Source organism: Photobacterium sp. GB-50 (assembly GCF_003026755.1).
GTDB lineage: Bacteria > Pseudomonadota > Gammaproteobacteria > Enterobacterales > Vibrionaceae > Photobacterium.
Genome location: NZ_PYNX01000005.1, coordinates 38,823 through 56,427, shown reverse-complemented (window position 1 = coordinate 56,427; position 17,605 = coordinate 38,823). Strand labels below are relative to the sequence as shown.

The window sequence follows — 17,605 nt, the reverse complement described above, 5'->3', positions numbered from 1 at the left end:
TGTAAAACAAAGAAATGTCAGGTGGTGAAATGTCTTCTTTACAGCCACAGTAGCGAAATGGTTAAACGTTTGCTAATAGCTTATTAATAAAGTATCAAAAAATAGCCACTATGGGTAAGAATATTACAAAAAAGATAATAAAAAACGGCATAAGCTAGAATTAGAATCAATAAGCTATGCCGTTTTGAAAGGAAATAACATTTATAATGGGATCAATAGCGTTTGATCATTTCGAATAAAACGCGATCATTGTATGTTATTTCTCGAATTTTTTTACACCGTCAGCTGAGCCAACCAATAATACATCAGCGCCCCGGTGAGCAAATAGACCAACAGTTACAACACCGGGTAGGGCGTTGATCTTATCTTCCATTGCTTTAGGATCGGTGATCTTCATGTTGTAGACATCAAGGATCATATTACCGTTATCGGTCACAACGCCTTCACGGTAAGCAGGATCGCCACCAAGTTTTACTAACTCACGGCCAATGAAAGAGCGCCCCATAGGGATCACTTCAACTGGAAGCGGGAATTGACCCAATACGTCAACTTGCTTGGTATCATCAACGATACAGATAAATTTTTTCGCAATTGCAGCCACGATTTTTTCACGAGTAAGCGCTGCACCGCCGCCTTTAATCATGTCGTAGTCTGCGTTAATTTCATCAGCACCATCGACATAAATATCAAGTGAAGCAACTTCATTTGCATCAAATACAGTAATGCCTAGTTGTTCAAGACGTTCAGTTGAAGCGACTGAACTTGAAACAGCACCTTTAATTTCTTCTTTGCGAGTTGCTAAGGCATCGATGAAGTGATTAACCGTAGAGCCAGTACCTACACCTACAATTGTTCCTTTCTGTACGTATTCAAGTGCTGCCCAACCTGCTGCTTTTTTCATTTCATCTTGTGTCATGCCATTCTCCTCGTTATGACTAATACGCCGAGTAAGCGTTGATGCTAATTATAACGAATTGGAAATCGTTCGTCAGTGCGATTATGAACAATCACAATGCAAAATAAGAAATAAAAACATAAGGTTATTTATAACAATTAGTTAGATTATCCATTTTCATTGAAACTAAAGTAAACGATTGCTTCAATAGGGGGATTTGATGCTCGCATTTGTATTGTTACCAACAATAGATCTTTGACGGGGTAATGATTTTAGGTAACGGCACATCCCATTGTTCACTTGGTAATTGTTCTACATGTTGGCAATCATGGGCTAACCCTAGCGGGTAAGGGCCTTGTTTATGCTGATGCCACTGACTAAGAGTGCGATCATAGTAGCCCCCTCCCATACCTAAGCGTTGCCCGGAGTTATCAAAAGCCACCAATGGGGTGCAAATAATATCTAATTCATTCACAGGTTTGACTGCTCGCACATCGAGAACGGGCTCTGAAATTTGATAGCGATTTTTACGCATAGGGGTGTTCGAGGTGTAGTGAAGAAATAACAAGTGTCCTTTGCTAAAAGGATGCAACACTGGTAGATAAACAGATTTTCCGTTTTGCCATAACCAGTCGATAATGGGGTGAGTGCTGATTTCACCGTCATTGGTCAAATAAAGCGCAATATGTTGACTCGCCAGAAATTGTTGGCATTGCTTAATTTGTTTAAGTAATTGTAGGCTAGCGTGCCTTTGTTGTTCTGGAAGAAGTTGTTGTCGCTGTATGCGGATCTGTTGTCTGATTTTTTGTCGTGGGGTTACAAGCTGTGGTGTCATTTGGCTCAATCCTTGAGTTGGGATTTTGCTAAATTGTATGAATATGTTAATGAAATGGGAAGTAAAACAGAGGAGTTCCCCAAGGTGCCGTTGCGAAATAATGCCCTTGAACCAGACGTTCAAGGTGGATCGGCAACATTAACCGTAGGCTTCTCAGTCGAGCTGAGCATGCTCAATAGCTAATAAAAGCAGATCCTGGGTATTTGCTTATCGGCTCGGGGACGTTCATTCACTGACGCACACCCCAGGGTTAATTCATTATCAACGCTTTGGATAATTTTGCAATGCTTTATCTAATTTTTCTTCTAGTGCACTGATCTTATTGGATAAAACGCCAGCGCTTCCGTTATGTTCTAGTCGCTCTGCATGTAACTCGTTGCAGATGTTAAGCCCTGTAAAGAGTAACAGTTGCTCTACATTGGATACTTTAGTGCGCTCTGACATATCTTTCAAGCGTTGGTCAAAATCAGAAGCGGCAGCACGAAGTGCATCCTCTTGACCAGTTGGGCAATTAACTTTGATATTTCTGCCGAATACTTGAATTTCTACAGCCTGAGTACTCATAAATCTTCGGTTTGCTCCATGCCTAATGGGTATTCATTCCGCTTTTGCTTGTCGCCAAATCATAGGAAAAGCGGTTACAACATGCAAGCGGCTATACTTCACTTTGTGCTCAATAGCTTCTAACTAAACAGATATTAATCACACCAAATTGATGGGTGGTTAACTATTGAACGTTATGCTCGGCGTTATGATTTGCCGAACAGAGCTTAAGTGTTAGCATAACACAGGCGGTTACTGACCCATTGTTATTTCTGCTTTAGAAATTCAGTAAAAATGTAATTATTGGTGTTTGCTTGATTTGAATTATTTAAATCAAGTGGATATAGCAATGTGAAAGTAACAATAGAGCGCTTTGTTCGTTGTTTGATCTAAAAATAAAGGTAATAAACCATGAGTGAAATAACCCTACCTACATACCAAGCTGTTGAATCTGCCTTAAAAGAGCAAGGGCTTGCAGCGGCACCTGCTGAATTACATGGTTTATTAAGTGGCATGATTTGCGGTGGTTTAGCGATTGATGATGAAAGCTGGGTTGGACCTGTTAGTGATTATGCCAACGAAGGTGAGCCATTAACCGACGGCGCTAAAATAATGATCCGCTCTTTGTTTACGACAACAGCGAATGAGCTGTTTAGTGGTGGCTTTGAGTTTTCATTACTGATGCCAGATGATGATGAGCCATTAATGATGCGAGCAGATGCATTAACGGAATGGGTTACTAGCTTTATTTCTGGTTTAGGACTGATGGATCTCCAAAAGAACCAATTATCTGAAGCTGTCACTGAAGCTTTAGCTGATCTTCAAGAGATCGCTCAGTTAGGTATTGATGAAGATGACGATATAGAAGAACAAGCAGCCTTATTTGAACAAGTTGTTGAGCATGTTCGTATGTGTGTATTGAGTTGTCACTCTGAATTAGGTCAGCGTCCTGTTGCTGAAGATACAGAGGAAAAACCAACGTTACACTAAACGTTGTTTTGTGAAGGGATAAATAGTGAAGCACTATGATGTTGTAATTGCTGGTGGTGCAATGGCAGGAGCGAGTCTTGCTATCGCATTAGATGTATTGAGTCGTCACTCATTACGTGTTGCAGTGGTTGAAGCTGTGATGCCTGAGTTTGATACTCATCCGGGTTATGATGCAAGAAGTATCGCGTTATCGTATGGCACGACCCGTTTACTGGATAACATTGGTATGTGGTCAGCCTTGCGTGATGTTGCAACACCGATAAACGATATTCATGTTTCAGATCGTGGTCATGCAGGCATGGTCCGAATTTCATCACAAGAGCAGGCGGTTGATGCGCTAGGTTATGTGATTGAACTTGCAGATGCTGGTGAAGTTTTTCATCATAAACTGCAGCAGCTAGAAAATATTGATCTATATTGTCCTGCCAGTGTTAAGCAAATTGAGCGCAGCGTAGATAACGCAACTATTGAGCTTGATAACGGTGAACGCATACAGGCGTCATTGCTGGTGGCTGCTGATGGGGCTATTTCTCATTGCTGTCAGTTGGTGAAGCTTGGTCGCTCAGACTATGATTTTGAACAAACTGCTATTATTGCCAATATTACAACCTCTGAGCCTCATTATAATCAAGCATTTGAACGCTTTACAGAACATGGTCCGGTTGCCTTACTGCCAATGTCTCAAGGGCGAAGCTCTTTAGTATGGTGTGTACCACCAGAGCAACAACAAGTGATCATGGATTTATCTGACGCAGAATTTCTTGCCAAGTTGCAACACGCGTTTGGGTGGCGTTTAGGTGCGTTAGTCCAAACGGGTAAACGCTCATGCTATCCATTGTTACTTCGTCAATCAAACTCGCTTGTATCGCATCGTTTTGCCGTGATTGGTAATGCGGCACAAACATTACATCCTATCGCAGGACAAGGATTTAACCTCGGTATTCGAGATGTAGTGACACTTGCAGAAGAGATCGTTTCAGGTCGTCAACAGGGTAACGATATAGGTTTACCTGAGGTGTTAGGACGTTATCGTGAACGCCGTATGCCTGATCGTCAAAATACCATTATGATGACAACAGGATTGGTAAACTTATTTGCTAATGATAATCCATTGCTGACAGCTGGACGAAATATCGGTTTGGTTACAATGAATCTTTCAAACACATTAAAAGCACCGCTATTGCGTCGTGCTATGGGACAGGTAGAACGATAGCTATGATGCAAAGTGTTGATGTCGCGATTATTGGCGGCGGAATGGTGGGGCTAACGTTAGCGGCAGCATTGGCTGAAACTGAACTTCGAGTTGCCGTTATTGAAGGACATTTACCCGATCCTCAATTGCAGTCATTACCTGATTTACGTGTATCGGCATTAAGCCGTGCCAGTGAACGTATTTTCCGTCGCTTAGGCGTATGGGAAGGGATTGCAAGTCGTCGTATGAGCCCATATTCGGAAATGACGGTATGGGAGCAAGATAGCTTTGCTCAAATCCATTTTGATGCACAGCGATTAGCGCAGCCTGATCTGGGGCATATTGTTGAAAATCGAGTTATTCAGCTTGCCTTATTAGATCGTGTAAAGCAGCTTAGTAATGTGACTTTATTAGCGCCAGAGCGCTGTGAAAACATCGCGTTTGGTGAATCAGAAGCCTGGCTAACATTAGCCTCTGGTAAACATCTGACGGCGAAGTTGGTTGTTGGTGCTGATGGGGCAAACTCTTGGGTACGTCAGCAACTCGATATTCCATTAACCCATTGGGACTATGGTCATAGTGCCATTGTGGCCAATATTCGTAGCCAAGAGCCACACATGAAAGTGGCACGACAAATTTTTCGGCCACAAGGGCCGTTAGCCTTTTTACCGTTATCTGAACCTGATTTATGCTCTATTGTGTGGTCTGTACCGCCAGAAGAAGCTAAACAATTATGTGATATGTCGGATGAGTTGTTTAATCAGCATCTAACGACTGCATTTGATAATCGCTTAGGTTTATGTCGCGTCGAAGGTGAGCGTCAAGCATTTCCACTGCGTATGCGTTATGCGCGTGATTTCGTTCGTGAACGGGTCGCGTTAGTCGGTGATGCTGCACATACTATTCACCCCTTGGCTGGACAGGGAGTAAACCTTGGTTTGCTTGATGCAGCGGCTTTGGCACAAGAGCTAAAAGCATTATGGCTAGCAGATAAAGACATTGGTAAACAGGCGCATTTACGTCAATATGAACGTTGGCGTAAGGCTGAAGCGGCGAAGATGATCACTGCGATGCAAGGGTTTAAAGATCTGTTTTCAGGTTCAAATCCAGCGAAAAAACTATTCCGTGACATCGGCATGTTAGTAGCAGATAAAGCACCAGGTGTGAAAGACGAGTTTATGCGTAAAGCGTTAGGTTTGAGTGGTGAATTACCAGAGCTTGCTCGCTACGAAAAATAACATGCGTGTTACTGAATGTTGAAAAAGTCACCTGATGGTGACTTTTTTGTTTTTCGTGACTAACAAAATGGATTTTTTCACCTACAGTAAATATCAGAGATAAATAATGTGCGTTAATTTATATAGATCTGACATGGTGACAGTAGTGTTTTAACGATTCCCGCTACTTTTATAAGGATGTGAAAATGAGTTACGTTCCTCTTGAATTACAATATACCCATAGCCATGAATGGATTCGTTCTGAAGGTGATGGGATTTATACTATTGGTATTACCGACCATGCTCAATCATTGCTTGGGGATATGGTTTATATTGAATTACCTGACATTGAATCGTCCACAGATGTGGGGGAAGAGTGTGCGATGGCTGAATCGGTAAAAGCGTCCTCAGATATTTATGCCCCCTTGTCTGGTGTTGTGATTGCTATTAACGATGAATTAGATTCGGCGCCAGAGCTCGTCAATAGTGATCCTTATGGTGACGGTTGGTTATTTCAGATTAGGGTGAATGATGATAACGAACTGAATGATTTATTAATGGCGGAAGACTACGCCACCATTATTGTTGAAGATGAAGAGCTGTAAGATCAAAAAAGCCCATTTTGATATGGGCTTTATCGTTAGCAATAGTGTTTAAGCTTCATAGGTTTCACGTAAGCGTCTTACTTCTAAATTCACCTCATTCACGGTATCGTAATGACGTTTCTTTGCTTTGATAGGAACCAGTAGTAAACCATTTTCAAAATGGTACCCACCGCGTCCGTCAATGTAGAGGCGACCACTAAATAAGCGACTGATATGTTTGGCGATTAATTTTGGTAAGTAGCGTTTAAACATCCGCATAATACTGCTAACTCCAACCTTCCTGGCTATTGACGGCGCTAAGTATAGCAGTTTGTGCATGACACTTCTGTGACATAATTAGCATATGCTGTTTCCTATATGTAACTATCTAACTTATTAATTAGCAAATAAATAAAAATCCAGACAATTGTTCTGATTTTAAGGTTTTTGGTATTGTCGAATAAAATAAATAGATTCTATTTTTTTAAGGTCGTTCGCGTCATCTTCACGCCTGTTATCTTCTCTTCGCTACAATATCCGCGCATGGTACTTTCATCTTCATTGTTTTTTAAAGCCGTTATATTGGGATTTTATTTTGTGAATTTATAAATCATCAATGTGTTTAGATAAGAAAAATTTTTATTGCTTGTTACGTATCTAGATCAAAGTAATGTTTTTGGCATACGCTAATAATTCACCATAGTTAGATGGATAAGGTGAACTATGGCTAGGCCTAAGATTGAACGTCGAATAGGATGTCGTCCTGCGTACAGTTGCTTTAAGCCCAATGGCGTACCGATGAAAGAACTCGTGTCATTACGTTTAGATAGCGATGAATTAGAAGCACTTCGGTTAGTTGATATGCAAGGTTTGCAACAGCTAGAAGCGGCAAAGCAACTCGGTGTCTCTCGTCAAACATTAGGCAATATAGTGGCATCGGGACGAAAAAAAGTGGCGCAAGTGTTAGTTCAAGGGTTGGCGTTAGAACTTGACGGTTATATCCCAACACCATGAACGCTTTTATTTTGATAAGTGATAAAAGCGATCATATTCGTTGTGAGCGCTCGGTTAAGTGAGTGAGGAAAAATTATGGCAATGGCGATTGCGTTAACACCCCGTGAGCAGGTTGCAGGGCACTTTGGTAAAGCGGCTGTTTTTGTTATTTACGATCAACAAGGACAGCAAGTGGCTAGAATTGAAAATACAGGTAGTCGCGAACTAGGCTGTAAGCATAAAAAAATAATCCAAAGTCAACTGGTTGAGTATGGCGTGTCTGAAATAGTCTTAGGTAATATTGGTCAGCGTTCACTGGCTCGATTATTACATGCAGGCTTTCATGTTAGTCGAGTTGCACCACGCACAACATTGGCTGATGTGTTATCAGGTAGCGCAGTAAAAGAAGCGTTAACATCGGCAGAGCAAGGTCGAGATTGTAAGCGTGAAAAAGGCGCATGTGGCTGCGGTTGCGGCACTAAAAAGAAAGCGCCTGTTGCTAAAGTAGGGATGTCATCATTATCGCCTGTTAGCGGTTTAACAAAAATTGGAGGTTTTAAGTTGTGACCACATTTCTGTTAACACTAGGTATTTTTCTGCTTGTTATTTTTGCTATGGCGATAGGTTGGTTTTTAAAACAACGTACCATCAAAGGCAGTTGTGGTGGTTTAGCCAACGTGGGTGTTGATAAAGAATGTAACTGCGATGAACCTTGTGACGAACACAAGTTATACCAAATTCAAGAACCTCAATCGGGTAAGTAGTCGTAGAAAGCAGAGTATGCATGACTCTGCTTTTTTGTTATCCGTTATTATTGCTGGAGTTGTTTTACCTGTTCGATAACCGTACTGGCAACTCGTTGACGTAGCCACTCATTACGAGGGTGAGTGCCATTGCGATGTAGCCATAATAAACGAATATCGAAATCTGCAATATCGACAGGGGTTGGGCATTGGGTCAAATCATCATGAAACAGATCTAATTGTGCCATTAAGCGAGAAACCACACACAGTAAATCCCTTCCTTTGAGTAAATGGCGGATGGTCAAAAAGTTACGTGAACCTACCGCGACTTGACGTTGTAAGGCATGATTTTTTAGTTGCTCATCAACTTGGGTAGTGAGTTGTCCATCTGGTGAAACTAATGCATGCGGATGCGCACTATATTGTTCTATGGTGATAGGGGCATTGAGTCCGGTTGCTTTGCTATCGAATAAACAAACATGATCTTCGGTATATAAATATTGGCTACTAATGTCTTTGCCCATATTTGTCATTGAGCCAATCACCAAGTCTAATCGTTGATCATTAAAAACGGTTTGATAGTTATGCCGATCAACATTAAAGAAGCTGAGATGACTATGTGGTGAGCAAGTATGAATGGCATCAAAAATGGCGGGGGCGAAAAGTAACTCTGCGTAGTCGGTTAGGCCTATTTTAAACGTTCCAGTGAACAGCTCTGGCTCAAATGTGCTCGGTTGTAATAACTCTCTAGTGATTAAGTTTAGAATTTTTTCGACAGTGACCGAGAGCTCTAACGCTTTTTGTGTTGGGATCATATTATGTCCTTGACGTTCAAATAAAGGATCGTCAAGGAGTTGCCTTAAACGAGACAAATTATGACTCATGGCAGATTGTCCAATCGCAAGTTTGTTTGCTGCCTTCGTAACACTTTGTGTTTCCAATAGAGCGGAAAAGGAGATCAGTAGGTTGAGATCAACCCCACGCCAGTTGATATCTTTTTTATGTGAAGGAGAAACAGACATAGTGTGGAATACCTAGTAAGAAATAACATTAATAAGCGAAATTGGCACAATAAAAGAGCGAGTATCAAAGAGTGCTAATTGCAAGAGTAAAATATGAAACAAATTGCAATTGATAAAAAACAGCTTGTGAGTTCGCCTTGTTTTATATCGATTATCTGTTTTTTTATCAAGCTGGTGCCTTTTTAATCTGTAGAGTAATACTCGGACTTATCAGATAAATAGGGATGATGATGGCTAGAACACGTACTAAGAAAAAACCAAAGGTTTGCCTTGTTCTACAAGGTGGTGGTGCATTAGGTGCTTATCATATTGGCGCGTATCAAGCACTGGAAGAAGCGGGATACACACCAGACTGGTTTGCTGGCATTTCTATCGGCGCGTTGAACAGTGCCATCTTGGCTGGCAATGAACCTGAAGATCGTTTAAATAAATTGGCTGACTTTTGGGATCGTATATCAAGACCTGAGACTGATGTTGATTTATTACCAGCCATGGCACCGATGTTTAATACTTTTAGTGCATCTCAAGCATTAACAATGGGCCAACCTGGCTTTTTTGTACCTCGTATTATTAATCCATGGTTGTCATTGCCTGGTGAATCAGCAACCAGCTTTTATGATACTAGCCCGTTATTTTCCACTATCGATGACCTGTCTGATTTTTCTCTTATTAATCAACAGAAAGCCCGTTTAACTGTTGGCGCAACAAGTGTCACCAAGGGAGAGTTGGTATTTTTTGATAGTCATACACAGCCATTACAACCCGCTCATGCTATTGCGAGTGGATCTTTACCACCCGGTTTTCCAGCCACCAAAATTGGTGATGATCATTATTGGGATGGTGGGTGCGTTTCCAATTCACCGATCAATGGTATTTTAGATTTAGCTGAAAAAGATGAAGATTTACTCGTCTTTATGGTTGATTTATGGAATGCGAAAGGTGAATTACCACAAACCATGAGTGAAGTGTTATGGCGTGAAAAAGAGATCCAATACGCGAGTCGCTCTTGTGAGCATATTGAAGCGCTTGTAGCAAAACGTAATCTTGATCATATTTTAGAACATTCAAAAGATGTTGTTGATAGTGAACAAGTGCCTGATGTGGTGTCACTAAAAATAGGCAGGCATATTGATATCGTGCATATTACGTTTGATCCACTGAAAGGCCATATTCCATTAAGTGATGCAGAGTTCTCACGTCGTTCTATTCGTTTACGCCGTGAAGCCGGCTATGAAGATATGACGAAAGCCATTAAAGAATCGCCATGGACGCAAAGAAGTAAAAAATTACCCACGCATTATCATCCACGCCAAGACCACGGTGGATGGGTAGAAGATGATGAGATAAGTAAAGCCAGTTAACGTGTTAGAATTAAATGAAAGCCCCTTAGTTTGGGGCTTTATTTTTAATGGATTAGTCTCGGCTGATATCACCAAACATAGGATCACATAAGATCACTAAATCATCGGTAGCTAACTCAAGCCCAGCCATACGATCACCACTACTAATGTTCACTTTAGTATGTTGCTCTATTTGATGATCGAAAATAATAGGTAGTGGGCGTTTCAAGCCTAATGGCGCAACCGTGCCAATGACTAAACCTGTGATTTTTTCAACATCAGACGCATCAGCACAGGTCATACGACGACAACCAAATAGCTCACGGACTTTCTTAGGATCAACAGCATTCGGGCCTGGTACACAGGCTAAAACATGAAACCCTGCCATATCTTTGAGCAAAATGGATTTGACCAGTTGCTTTGGGTCAACCCCACGTTCTTGAGCCGCTTCCTCTATGGTTTTTGCTGGCTTGCTGTGATGAAGAAGGCGAAAATCAACGCCTTCTTCTTCAAGAAAACGGGTAACAGCAGTATCGATAGAATTATGCGTCATCATCTAAAGCGTAAGGTAATGGATGTTTTTCCCAGATAGCATCTGGTTGTAATGCAAATCGAAATTGTGCATCGTCATCGAGATCGTTTGGTAATACCACTAAAGCTAACGCTTGTTGATCATTAAATTGGTAGCCAGTGATAACCGTACCACCTTTACGCCAGTTTTCACCAACGCTACGTTCAAGTGCATCACCTGCCTGTGGGCATTGTGTGGATTCACCGCTCACGATGTACATTGCGCGTTTGTTAATACCACGGTATTTTGCACGAGCAACCGTTTCTTGGCCTGTGTAACACCCTTTTTTAAAGCTAATACCATTAACCGCCTGAAGGTTCATCGCTTGTGGAATAAATTCAAGTTCAGTTACTGCTTCAACACGGGGGAGGGCTGCTTTTATATCGTATAAGTTCCACAACGCAGCATCGGTTAGCGTTGCGTTAGCCGCAAAGTGTTGAGCAACCGTTTCAGCATGCTCAGGTGGTGTGATAACAAACCAACGTAAGTTATCTACTTTTACCGCGGTTGCTGTGTCGTTATGACGGACATCATCATTACCTGTAAAGTAGTTATCAATCGCGTTTTGAGCTTGTTCTCCACTAAGACCTAGGACTACGTCAGTTGATTGATTAATGTCGGTTTTAGAGAAAACCGCGTATTTTTTTAGCTCAGGGATCTGGGTTGCCATGACAGTTTGGCGTTGAAGATAACCATAGCCATTGTCGATATGGAAAATACGCATCACAGTACGCATTTTACCTTTTGCATCACAATGTGCTGCTAATGTTGATTTACCCGCTTCTAGTGATACAAGATCACAGGTTAACTGACCTTGTAAATAGGCTTTACTGTCGGCACCAATTAACGTGACCATCCCCCAGTCATCAAGCTTACTTAATGCTAAAGCTGGAAGAGGATCTTGCGATGATAAAGCAAGGGGGGAAAACGTTAGATTTGTTGACCAAGTACTCATATCTCTGTCCACAGAATGTTGTCATTATTACGACATGGTATACCAAGTAAATGAAATAATTAACCATCGTCTCGCTGTGGAAATCAGACAAGAGTCATTGAGAGGGGATTTATCGTTTTCATGTCTCATCTTTAATGATTGCTTGTTTAAGCGCATGGTCGGGAAGTGATGTCACTGCTACTATAAATAGCTGTTTCTCTTTGTTTTAAATCTACAGCATTAAATAGGTTTTTAGTTCTAGTTATCGAGGTTAAATATGTTAAGCGCGGAAGATAAAGCACGAGTTAAATGGGCATGCCGACGTGGAATGCTAGAGTTAGATGTGATTATTATGCCGTTCTTTGAAGAGCGTTTTGATGAACTATCAGAGCAACAGCAGCAAGATTTTATTAATCTATTAACGTGTGATGATCCTGATCTTTTTACATGGGTGATGAAACACGGCCGCAGTGAAAATGAAGCCCATGCAAATATGGTGGATATGATTGTTGCTCACAACAACAGTAAATTACGCTGATCTTTATTTATTCCCATCTAAATTACAGATAGCCACATTAACGGTAGCTTACCTGTGTGTGGCTATATTCCTCTTATTCTCAAGTTCCTTACTTATTCTTCCTATTACTTTGATTTTGTGTGAGAAGCTGTATGACGAATACCTTAATTCGGCGATATACAGTTATCGATTACAAGGGCGTTTGCGACTTTCTTCTGTGGGGGAAGTTTATTATCAACAGCAACGAGGTCGCGTGATTTATGCTCGCCCGTTAACCCGTTGGTTGATCATATTTAAAGTGGAGGGGCTATCTCATCGTTGGGTTATTGTCTGGCGTGATAGTTTGTCCGAACGTCATTATCGCCATTTAAAAATGTTTACTTATCTTTACTTCTCGTTCCGTTAATTTTGGAAAGCCTCAGTTTGTACTAGTTAGATTGTGAGCTGAATTCAGAGTTTTTATCTTTATTTAAAATTTTTATTACATTTTTATTTCAATTCGCGGTAAAAATATATATTGATAAAAATAATAATAAATATAAAAACAGGAATTAAAAATGAAAATAAAACATAAGTTAATGGGGCTCAGTGTTATCTCTGTTATCGCTTTAGTTTCTGTACTTGCTATGAGTAAACTAGCTAACGACAGAGTTGAAACTATCGGTCATGTGGTGCAAGGGATAGGTCAACTAGAAGTAACATTGCTTAACTTAAGGCGTAATGAAAAAGACTTTTTGATGCGTAAGAACTTGAAGTATCGCGCTAAGTTTCAAAATAATATCAGTTTATTCAAGCAACAACTCTCTCTCTTAAATCAAGAGTTATCCGATCTGTCTATCGCTGTTCCTGAACTTGATAAATTGCCTGTTGCGATGACAAATTACCAGCAAAAAATGATGGCGTTAATTTCAGCCTATGAGGTGCAGGGCTTAGATACTTCGCAGGGTAAATACCGCACCTTTTTATCTTCTTCTGAAAAAATCAATCAGTTAGTGGTTGAGAAAGACATCAATGCGCCAGCATTATATGAACTTATTCAAACGGCTAAGTTGTTTGTTCTTACTGGTGATCCTGAATACGCCACGTTATATCAACAACAGTTGGCGAAGAATAACGCCCAGTTTATGGCTGATTATGGCAATGCATTTAGTGTTTTTACCGCCGCTGTTGAGGCTGTATTACAACAAAAAATGATTATTGGGCTCAGTTACAACCAAGGATTACGAGGAGATATTCGCACTCAATCCCATTTGGTTGAAAAGACATTTGCGACTGTTAGTGAGCGGTTGACGCAGCTGATTGATGAGCAAAAACAAAAGATTATCGCGATAACCAGTGTGGTTGTAATTATAATTATAGCGCTATTACTTGGCTTATCGTGGGTTATTAGTATGTCGATTCAACGCCGGTTAACCAGTTTAAGTTCGTTAATGGCTCAAATTGCAAAGAGCCATGATTTAAGTTTACAAGCAGATCAAAGCGGTAATGATGAATTTAGTCAAATGGCTCAAAATTTTAACTATCTATTAGCACATTTACGTCAGTTGATTGGAAATGTAAAAGCCGCTGTAGAGCAACTAAGCGATGCATCAGGATCATTACAGCAACGAAGTCGTGATACCGAAAAGGCAATGAAACAACAACAAGAAGAGACTAATTCTGTTGCCACTGCTATTACTGAAATGGGCATAACTATCCGTGAAATATCAAACAATACTGAAGTGGCAGCTGCGAATGCTGAGCGTAGCCAGCATATTGCACAAGAAGGTATTGATGAAGTGAGCGCGACGAAGGATCGTATTCGTTTATTGGCCGTGAATTTAGAAAATACCAATGGGGAAGTCGAAAGTTTATCGAGTTTATCTGAAGAAATTGGCTCAGTATTAGATGTAATAATGTCGATTGCAGAGCAAACGAATTTATTAGCATTAAACGCGGCAATTGAAGCGGCAAGGGCTGGGGAGCAAGGTCGAGGTTTTGCGGTTGTTGCTGATGAAGTTCGTTCTCTGGCATTACGTACACGCCAATCGACAGAAGAAATCACAACCATTATTAGTTCGTTACAGCGGCAAACAGATCAAGTAGTAACGCATATTGTGGATTGTCGCGAGCAGGGCGAAGCCAGTGTAGAGCAAGTTAATAGTGCTGAGCATAAGATTGCGAGCATTATGTCAGAAATGCAGCAAATTATGGATATGAGTACACAAATAGCGACTGCTGTGGAGCAGCAAAGTATCACTTCTGAAGATATTACGGTGAACATTACTTCTATTCGAGATATTACAGAAAACAATTTTCAGGTTGCTCATCAAAATGCCGTGGTAGCAAATGTAGTGGCAGAGCAAGCCGAAGAATTAGACAAAGCTATTACTGGCTATAAAGTGTAGTGGTTGTAACGAAAAAATCCCGACATTTGGTCGGGATTTTTATTGAAGCTGGCTACTGGTAACTTAGCGATTTTCAGGTACTAATACGGTGGGTTTGGCATTTTCGTCTAACTCTGGGTAATCCAGGGTATAGTGAAGACCGCGGCTTTCTTTTCGCTCAATAGCACAACGAATGATGAGCTCAGCAACTAATACAAGGTTACGTAGTTCAATTAAATTGTTTGAAACTCGGAAATGGCTGTAATACTCGCTAATTTCATTTTTCAGTAACTCTATTCGGTGCATGGCACGTTCAAGTCGTTTGGTTGAACGGACAATACCGACATAATCCCACATAAATAAACGTAATTCGTGCCAGTTATGTTGGATAACGACTTCTTCATCCGAGTTACTTACTTTACTTTCATCCCATATTGGTAGCGCTGGTGGTATGACAATGGTATCCATTTTTGCTTGAATATCTTTTGCTGCTGACCAAGCATAAACCACACACTCTAGCAGTGAATTTGATGCCATACGATTGGCACCATGCAAGCCTGTGTAACTCACTTCCCCAATAGCATATAAGCCATCAATATCCGTTTTACCTTTTTTATCAACCATAACGCCACCACAGGTATAGTGAGCGGCGGGAACAATAGGAATAGGCTCTTTCGTGATATCAATGCCGTAGCTTTGTAGCTTTTCATCAATCATCGGGAAGTGTTTTTTAACAAAGTCTGCAGGTTTATGACTGATATCAAGGTACATGCAGTCAGCGCCTAAACGTTTCATTTCATAGTCGATGGCACGGGCAACAATATCACGAGGCGCGAGCTCTGCACGCTCATCAAATTCAGGCATAAAACGAGAGCCATCAGGACGACGTAAATACGCCCCTTCTCCACGCAGTGCTTCTGTTAGCAAGAAAGTCTGGGCTTCAGGGTGGAATAAACAGGTTGGGTGAAACTGATTGAACTCAAGGTTTGCCACACGACAACCAGCACGCCACGCCATGGCGATACCATCACCGGAAGAAACGTCTGGGTTAGAGGTATATTGATAGACTTTTGAAGCACCGCCAGTGGCTAGAATAACGAATTTAGCCCCCAGTGTTTCTACCATTTCTTTATCACGATTCCACACATAAGCGCCTAATACGCGGTTTGATTCGGTATCTGGATTAAGTTTTTTTTCAGTGATTAAATCGAGCGCATTATGACGTTCTAAAATGGTAATATTGGGATGATTACGGGCTTGATCTTGAAGTGAGGTCTGCATTGCCATGCCTGTTGCATCAGCGGCATGGAGAATACGACGATGGCTGTGGCCGCCTTCACGGGTTAAGTGAAAACGAGGGTTATCATCACTATCAGATTCTTCACGATCAAACGGTACGCCGCCATCAATCAACCACTGAACACATTCTTTAGCATTCTCGGCAATAAAACGAACGACGTCTTTATCACATAAGTGGGCGCCAGCAATAAGGGTATCTTCAACATGTGAATCGATGCTGTCTGATTCATCAAATACTGCAGCTATTCCGCCCTGTGCGTAATAAGTTGCGCCTTCATTCAGCGGTCCTTTACATAACACGGTAACATTGGCAGAAGAAGAAAGGTGTAGTGCTAATGATAGGCCAGCGGCACCGCTGCCAATAACCAGTACATCGCAGTTATGTTGATGAATCTGATTCATACTTGATCTCATATCCTTTTGTTATCTGTCCGTATCCTAACAAATTCACGTCAAATTAGCATGAAAATTGTACGACAAATAAGTTTTATAGACGATTAAGTATTCAAATATATCGCATGACAATTTTTATACCTAGCGTCAATGCGCGAACGAATGGCGATAAAAGGTGAATAACAAAAAACTTATGTCACGTAATAATCCTAAAACTTGTTATTAATTTTGCTTTTTTCACGCTGAAAAGCCCGTTAATATCGTGAATTAAGGTAAGATAGTGATCACTTATATACACCGTGCATAAGTCACAGTGATAAAATAATTAGTAAAATAAGCCGAAATTATTTAATGGGCGTAGGAACTTTGCCATTATCCTCCGGTCATAAGTAGTGCTCATGCTCATAAATATTTCATAACTCAATGATTTGTTTAAGGTGACACTCGGCTTATTTCGCGTTACGACGCCGAACAAATCATGATATAGCATTTTTGATAGAGCACTTAACGCAAGTATTTGTGGCTTTATTTAGCTAATGCAATATTGAGTAAAGACAGATATAGGAGTACACGCTCGAATGAGCGAGCAGCAAACTGATCAGGTATTAATTGAGCGAGTACAGCGGGGAGATAAGCAAGCTTTCAACCTTCTGGTTATTAAATACCAGAACAAAGTTTGTAACCTTGTATCACGTTATGTCAGTAATTCTGGTGATGTACCAGATGTGGCGCAAGAGGCGTTTATTAAGGCGTACCGAGCGTTGCCAACATTCCGTGGTGAGAGTGCCTTTTATACATGGCTCTACCGAATTGCAGTCAATACCGCAAAAAACTATTTAGTCGCTCAGGGGCGTCGTCCGCCTGCATCTGATGTTGATGCAGAAAATGCGGAATACTATGAAAGTGGTAGTGCGCTGAAAGAAATTTCGAACCCTGAGAACCAAATGTTGTCAGATGAATTGAAGCGGGTTGTTTTTAGCACGATTGAAGCGCTACCAGATGATCTCAAAACCGCAATCTCATTACGTGAACTGGATGGTCTAAGTTATGAGGAAATTGCAGAGGTAATGGGATGTCCAGTAGGTACAGTTCGCTCTCGTATATTCCGTGCACGTGAGGCGGTTGAAAAACGTATCCGTCCTCTCATGCAGCAATAATGTTGCACCCAACG

At 41.0% G+C, this 17,605-nt stretch carries 20 protein-coding genes and 1 other RNA gene; 12 read left to right on the top strand and 9 right to left on the bottom strand.

Going from position 1 to position 17,605, the window contains the following annotated elements; all coding sequences use genetic code 11:
- Positions 1-256 precede the first annotated feature (256 nt).
- From rpiA to zapA, 4 genes are all read right to left on the bottom strand, one after another.
- The gene (gene rpiA, locus C9J41_RS09010) at positions 257-916 is read right to left on the bottom strand and encodes a ribose-5-phosphate isomerase RpiA (protein WP_107294478.1); all 660 of its coding nucleotides are present in this window, start codon (positions 914-916) and stop codon (positions 257-259) included.
- Positions 917-1,133: 217 nt separating this feature from the next.
- Positions 1,134-1,730: a 5-formyltetrahydrofolate cyclo-ligase gene (locus C9J41_RS09005; RefSeq protein WP_107246369.1), complete on the bottom strand. Its 597-nt coding sequence runs from the start codon at positions 1,728-1,730 to the stop codon at positions 1,134-1,136.
- Between the two features lie 72 nt (positions 1,731-1,802).
- A non-coding RNA gene (gene ssrS / locus C9J41_RS09000) (6S RNA) lies at positions 1,803-1,984 on the bottom strand.
- Positions 1,985-1,991: 7 nt separating this feature from the next.
- Positions 1,992-2,294: a cell division protein ZapA gene (zapA, locus tag C9J41_RS08995; protein ID WP_107206609.1), complete on the bottom strand. Its 303-nt coding sequence runs from the start codon at positions 2,292-2,294 to the stop codon at positions 1,992-1,994.
- 390 nt (positions 2,295-2,684) lie between these two features.
- Here zapA and C9J41_RS08990 point away from each other — a divergent pair, with 390 nt between their 5' ends.
- The 4 genes from C9J41_RS08990 to gcvH all read left to right on the top strand — a co-directional run bounded on the left by C9J41_RS08990 (position 2,685) and on the right by gcvH (position 6,277).
- Positions 2,685-3,263, top strand: a complete 579-nt coding sequence (locus C9J41_RS08990; protein ID WP_107206610.1) for a YecA family protein — start codon at positions 2,685-2,687, stop codon at positions 3,261-3,263.
- Positions 3,264-3,288: 25 nt separating this feature from the next.
- A complete protein-coding gene (gene ubiH, locus C9J41_RS08985; RefSeq protein ID WP_107246372.1) occupies positions 3,289-4,476 on the top strand; it encodes a 2-octaprenyl-6-methoxyphenyl hydroxylase in 1,188 nt (395 codons plus the stop codon).
- A 2-nt stretch (positions 4,477-4,478) separates the two neighbouring features.
- Positions 4,479-5,693, top strand: coding sequence for an FAD-dependent 2-octaprenylphenol hydroxylase (locus C9J41_RS08980; RefSeq protein WP_199187041.1), 1,215 nt, complete (start codon positions 4,479-4,481; stop codon positions 5,691-5,693).
- A gap of 185 nt (positions 5,694-5,878) precedes the next feature.
- Positions 5,879-6,277 carry a glycine cleavage system protein GcvH gene (gene gcvH, locus C9J41_RS08975; RefSeq protein ID WP_107246374.1) on the top strand — a complete coding sequence of 133 codons (399 nt, stop codon included), beginning with the start codon at positions 5,879-5,881 and terminating at the stop codon, positions 6,275-6,277.
- Positions 6,278-6,325: 48 nt separating this feature from the next.
- On the opposite strand, the gene C9J41_RS08970 is transcribed toward gcvH, so the two are convergent.
- Complete coding sequence (locus C9J41_RS08970) at positions 6,326-6,535, bottom strand: DUF1107 domain-containing protein (RefSeq protein ID WP_199187043.1); 210 nt, start codon at positions 6,533-6,535, stop codon at positions 6,326-6,328.
- Between the two features lie 444 nt (positions 6,536-6,979).
- On the opposite strand from C9J41_RS08970, the gene C9J41_RS08965 reads away from it, so the two are divergent.
- The 3 genes from C9J41_RS08965 to nqrM all read left to right on the top strand — a co-directional run bounded on the left by C9J41_RS08965 (position 6,980) and on the right by nqrM (position 8,013).
- Positions 6,980-7,270, top strand: coding sequence for a DUF134 domain-containing protein (locus C9J41_RS08965; protein WP_107294477.1), 291 nt, complete (start codon positions 6,980-6,982; stop codon positions 7,268-7,270).
- Positions 7,271-7,345: 75 nt separating this feature from the next.
- Positions 7,346-7,816, top strand: coding sequence for a NifB/NifX family molybdenum-iron cluster-binding protein (locus C9J41_RS08960; RefSeq protein ID WP_107287289.1), 471 nt, complete (start codon positions 7,346-7,348; stop codon positions 7,814-7,816).
- Entirely contained in the window at positions 7,813-8,013 is a 201-nt protein-coding gene (nqrM, locus tag C9J41_RS08955) for a (Na+)-NQR maturation NqrM (protein ID WP_005371409.1), read from the top strand. Before C9J41_RS08960 ends, nqrM begins: the two co-directional genes overlap by 4 nt.
- Positions 8,014-8,060: 47 nt before the next feature.
- On the opposite strand, the gene C9J41_RS08950 is transcribed toward nqrM, so the two are convergent.
- Complete coding sequence (locus C9J41_RS08950; RefSeq protein WP_107206616.1) at positions 8,061-9,014, bottom strand: LysR family transcriptional regulator; 954 nt, start codon at positions 9,012-9,014, stop codon at positions 8,061-8,063.
- A gap of 230 nt (positions 9,015-9,244) precedes the next feature.
- Here C9J41_RS08950 and C9J41_RS08945 point away from each other — a divergent pair, with 230 nt between their 5' ends.
- On the top strand, positions 9,245-10,375 hold the full coding sequence (locus tag C9J41_RS08945) for a patatin-like phospholipase family protein (protein ID WP_107206617.1): 1,131 nt from the start codon (positions 9,245-9,247) through the stop codon (positions 10,373-10,375).
- Positions 10,376-10,427: 52 nt separating this feature from the next.
- On the opposite strand, the gene C9J41_RS08940 is transcribed toward C9J41_RS08945, so the two are convergent.
- Positions 10,428-10,907, bottom strand: a complete 480-nt coding sequence (locus C9J41_RS08940; protein WP_173425483.1) for an aminoacyl-tRNA deacylase — start codon at positions 10,905-10,907, stop codon at positions 10,428-10,430.
- Positions 10,897-11,880 carry a tRNA-modifying protein YgfZ gene (gene ygfZ / locus C9J41_RS08935; RefSeq protein ID WP_107294476.1) on the bottom strand — a complete coding sequence of 328 codons (984 nt, stop codon included), beginning with the start codon at positions 11,878-11,880 and terminating at the stop codon, positions 10,897-10,899. Before ygfZ ends, C9J41_RS08940 begins: the two co-directional genes overlap by 11 nt.
- Before the next feature lie 256 nt (positions 11,881-12,136).
- Here ygfZ and C9J41_RS08930 point away from each other — a divergent pair, with 256 nt between their 5' ends.
- From C9J41_RS08930 to C9J41_RS08920, 3 genes are all read left to right on the top strand, one after another.
- Positions 12,137-12,397, top strand: a complete 261-nt coding sequence (locus C9J41_RS08930) for a succinate dehydrogenase assembly factor 2 (RefSeq protein ID WP_005371425.1) — start codon at positions 12,137-12,139, stop codon at positions 12,395-12,397.
- The gene (locus C9J41_RS08925) at positions 12,366-12,782 is read left to right on the top strand and encodes a protein YgfX (RefSeq protein ID WP_369917494.1); all 417 of its coding nucleotides are present in this window, start codon (positions 12,366-12,368) and stop codon (positions 12,780-12,782) included. Before C9J41_RS08930 ends, C9J41_RS08925 begins: the two co-directional genes overlap by 32 nt.
- A 151-nt stretch (positions 12,783-12,933) precedes the next feature.
- Positions 12,934-14,763 carry a methyl-accepting chemotaxis protein gene (locus tag C9J41_RS08920; protein WP_107206619.1) on the top strand — a complete coding sequence of 610 codons (1,830 nt, stop codon included), beginning with the start codon at positions 12,934-12,936 and terminating at the stop codon, positions 14,761-14,763.
- Positions 14,764-14,826: 63 nt separating this feature from the next.
- Here the strand turns inward: C9J41_RS08920 and nadB are convergent, their stop codons facing one another.
- Entirely contained in the window at positions 14,827-16,443 is a 1,617-nt protein-coding gene (nadB, locus tag C9J41_RS08915) for an L-aspartate oxidase (protein ID WP_107206620.1), read from the bottom strand.
- A 569-nt stretch (positions 16,444-17,012) separates the two neighbouring features.
- On the opposite strand from nadB, the gene rpoE reads away from it, so the two are divergent.
- Positions 17,013-17,591 (top strand): RNA polymerase sigma factor RpoE, encoded by a 579-nt coding sequence (gene rpoE, locus C9J41_RS08910; protein WP_107206621.1) that lies wholly within the window; start codon positions 17,013-17,015, stop codon positions 17,589-17,591.
- Positions 17,592-17,605 lie beyond the last annotated feature (14 nt).